Annotated in this window: 2 protein-coding genes; one reads left to right on the forward strand and one right to left on the reverse strand. The window is 46.3% G+C overall.

Going from position 1 to position 4,151, the window contains the following annotated elements:
- Positions 1 to 78: 78 nt before the first annotated feature.
- The gene (locus IQ257_RS28880; protein ID WP_193933448.1) at positions 79 to 291 is read right to left on the reverse strand and encodes a hypothetical protein; all 213 of its coding nucleotides are present in this window, start codon (positions 289 to 291) and stop codon (positions 79 to 81) included.
- 206 nt (positions 292 to 497) lie between these two features.
- Here IQ257_RS28880 and IQ257_RS28885 point away from each other — a divergent pair.
- A partial coding sequence (locus tag IQ257_RS28885) for a hypothetical protein (RefSeq protein WP_193933450.1) occupies positions 498 to 4,151 on the forward strand: 3,654 nt, incomplete at its 3' end.

Below are 4,151 nucleotides of genomic sequence, written 5' to 3' on the forward strand. Positions count from 1 at the left end.
GTCGAACGCTGGGGAGATGAATAAAACCTCAACAATTTCCTTGTCCCCTTGTCTCCCCACTCTGACCCTTAAAAATTGCTAAAATTCTATTTCTTCACCAGTATTTACCTCATCAAAATCCAGCGTATAGTCAGCGGCGATAGGTTCATTACTGACCAGATCATCAAAGTCAATAAGCCCTTGAGACAGTTGCTCCTCAACATCCAAGCCAGCTAGCGACTCCTCGATTGCTAGTTCTGATGCTATGGCTAACTCATCAAAATTTTCAACATCAAAAAACACCATAATCAATTCTGGCTCCTTTTATTGCCAAGTAAAGTCCTATTTTAGGATTGCCGTACCCAAGGGATAGATGATTTTATCAAAATGTGAGAACTAGCCTGAACAAAAGAATACAGCCGTTCAGGAGTTGAGGAGTTCAGACGATGAAGGACATACACACCCTCAGAAGTGCAACTCCTCCCATTGCTGAACTTTTTCCTCAAGGCTAGGCAGCTATGACCATTACCGTTCCCCATTTTGACCCCTTACTCAAAACTCCCACAGGGATTGAGGAGCCGATAAAGAATTCCTTAGCTGAATACCTATTCCCAGATACCCAATTTGCGGTTGGTTATATCTACGAAGGCAGCACAACCGAGGAAGATTTGCTCGAAGTAGGGCGTATGACCCCGCAATTTTCCAATGGCACAAAGGTTTATTTTGGGAGTAAAGAAGTCAGGGAAAAAGTTTATCCCAAGGACAGTGATGGAGCTGCCTATGGTTCTCTCGTCTTTACCCCTTGTCAGAACTTCAAGGAACTTAAGAATTTACGGATTCTTATTATAGACGACACGACGGGAGAAAACGGGGGAATAATCCCTCCGGAGCAGGCTTTAAAGCTGGTGGGCGACTGCTACGGACGCATGAACCCAAATGTGGCAGAGAAACTCACAGGGATGACTAATACTCCGTTTCAGTTCCGCATGGGAATCAAACCTCAAACTGAAGCCTCGACTACGCTCGGCTTTAGCCCTGAGCGTAGCCGAAGGGCTAATAATGATGTTCACCGCATCGCTAAAGGAACCCTAGCGCCATCTGTCAAGCTGGAAAGTTTAGGACAGCCTCAGATAATCCGGTCTGGGAGAAAAACAGTCCTTAAAATGGGGTATAATTTGGTGCTACCCACCAGCTCGTTTAAAGGGCGGAAAGATTCCAGTCGAATCCAGCCGGGGGAATATAATTTTACTGTGGGGATTGGAGTCAAAACCCCTGCACGATATGGTAAGCATAGCTTGGGGACTCAAGTTCTAGTCAACTACCCCAAAGGCGTGGAAGCAGACATTCTCCCTAAATTAGAGGAGAAGGCGACTTTATTAGCCGAACTGCAATCCGATCCTAGAAAAATTGCCAACTATTTTGTCGAAAAACATAAATTACAGCACTTCGACAAGACTCAGTGTCCACTTGAGCTTCAATCTGGAGTACCTTCTCAGGCAGAGAACTTAACCGTATCGGAGTCACCACACTTCGGCCCTTCGACAAGCTCAGGGCAAGCAGCTCAGTGTCCACCGGATATTTCTAAGGTAGGAAGTATTTTTGATGAGTTATTAAAGGAGAATGAAGAGCAAGAGGAAACAGAGTCTAACGAGCAGCCTGAACCATCTTCATCTCAAGATAATCAGCTAATCCAAGTTTTAGAAGCCTGCATTGAGCATCACCCCCAGCTACTGGAGCATGAGAAAATCGTTGATAAACTGCGAAGTTTAGTCAGGAAAGAATGGCATGATATTAGCACCGGACGCGCCATCGAATTTCAATCGGGTCTAGCTCAACCGAGTTTAGACTTAAGATATGATGAAATTTGTGTCCCCTATTTACCCGAAGGGGAAAAACTAATCGTCACGCGATCGCCCTTAGTCAATTCTAACGGTGTGATTACCCTCACCAATCGGCATCTACCAGAATTCAGGTACGAAAAAGGAACCGTCCACATTCACCCAGAAACCGCCGCCACTTACTTGCAGGCAGATTTCGATGGCGATCGCTTAGCCTACGAGCTGGCATCAAAATACCCCACCCTGGCAGCAGAAATTGAGGAGAAACAGCGCCCCGAAAACCGCCATGCAGATGTCGTCAAAGCGGCAAAGGAGGAGTATGTCGCCAATTCGTTTGCAGAAATTGCGATCGCTGCTTCTTCTAACAAAATTGGACTCATTGCCAATGATATCCAAAAAGCTGTCGCTATTTACAACGAAGTGGATAACCTGCCGGAACACGAGCAAAAAGTCTTCTTAGTTGGGACGGGAATTGCTTGTAAAAGAATTTCTAGTTTTGACTTAGATGCCCTGAATATACATGATTCTAAGCGCAGAGCGTGTGAAGCTATTCAGCAAAAAGCGGTAAGTTTCCCAGACCAAACCCCAATAGAGCAGTTACAAACCGCTAAGAAACTATTTTTCGAGACAGTTAACGTCCTCTCTAACGAACTTCAAACCGCTGTCGATGGGGCAAAAAGCGCCGCACGACCCAATGAAGATATTCTCAATTTCGCCAGTACCCTGCTTAACGCTAGAGATGTAGCCTGGATTAAGGACAAAAAACAAGCAGACGTTTATCAAACCCGCCTCATGAAATCGGAGAATTATTCTCCAATAGACCGGATGATTCAAGTCGCTAATAATAAGTGGCAAGAAAATCACCTAGAATCCCTACCCACGCATCAATTTGCTCACTTCTTTGAGAAAAACTATACCCCCGCCACTGAAAATAAAGCTAAGGAAATCGTCCAAACTTACAATCAACTCTACAAAGAAGCGATCGCTCTTAAAGAACAAGCCAAAAATGAGCCTGGGTATCAACTGCTAGTGATTTCCGCCACATCGGGCAAGCAAATTACCCTCACCAACCTGCTCAAGTACAATCATCCCAGTGTTTGGTCATCCCAGTCGATAGCGGAGCGGGGCGCGGTAGCGCACATGGATCTCAAGCTAATAACCAAGTCTAATCAACTGGTAGCCATCGCCCAAACCCCAGGAGAAAATCCCCGGTGGCAAATTGTCGGTAATGTGAGTCGCTCCTCCATCACCGAACATAATCTTAAACCGGGGATGACTCTTAAGGGAGCTAAGGTAGAGCTGATACCAGGGATTACCACTCTTGCAGTTAAGGCTAAATTTAAAGAAGCTCAAGCATTCGTTGAAAAAGTTCGCACTTCGACGCAGCTCAGTGACTGCTCCGAACACGCCGCAGATGCTCACTCAATGCAATCAGCCATTTGGCACGTTGCTCACGCTTCTAAGCAAAAGGGCTATGCCAATTACAGCAAAGCCAGCGCTGCTTTCAACATCTTCCCAGAACAAGTTGCAGAACGTGTTAAGGAATTTCAGTTCAAAGAGCTCACTCTTGCCGGCGTCCACCAACCCACTAATGAATGGGGAGGACAGCTTAATCACAAAACAGTTGAGTTTGAGGTGGCTTTAGAAACCCGTAAAAACCATCCCAATTTCAACAAGCGTGTCATCCTCGTTGAGGGCAAGCAAGTTGCACCCCTATCTGAGCAGAGTTATCAGCTCCCCATTGGTACGAAAGGCAAAGCGACTCTCACGCCAGCGCCTAGCACCTCTTGTACTGCCACAACTGCCAAGGGCAATACCATCAAAATTGGGCAGCTAAAAAAGTATGAGTTCGAGGGACAGACTTTCTCTGGAGTCAAATGCTCTCTAACCCTTGATTTTGTCCAGCAACCTAACCGTTCAACCCCTGCCCTTGTCGCAAGGGTGGACACTGAGCTACTTGTCCTGAGCCATGTTGAAGGACGCCGAAGTGTTGAAGGCAAAATTTTAGGTGTCATTGATAGTTCAAGCTGTAAGAAACTTCAAATAGCTGGATTGCTACGAGCTGGCACCCAACTTTCTGTTAGTCTTACAAGTAACGCTTCATCCACCGCTACGCTCACTATTGAGCCTCAGTCTCTTCAATACCCGGACAAATGGATTAAGCAGTCTGATGCACTAAAAGGTGCATGGATTCAGGATAACTTGGAGAGTCGAGATGGGGGTGTAGGGAGACAAGGGGACAAGGAGACAAGGGGACAAGGGGACAAGGGGAACAAAGGAGACGAGGGAGACAAGGGAGACAAGGGAGTAACTCTTTCGCCACACCCCCCACAC

This window comes from Coleofasciculus sp. LEGE 07092 (genome assembly GCF_015207375.1).
GTDB lineage: Bacteria > Cyanobacteriota > Cyanobacteriia > Cyanobacteriales > Coleofasciculaceae > LEGE-07092.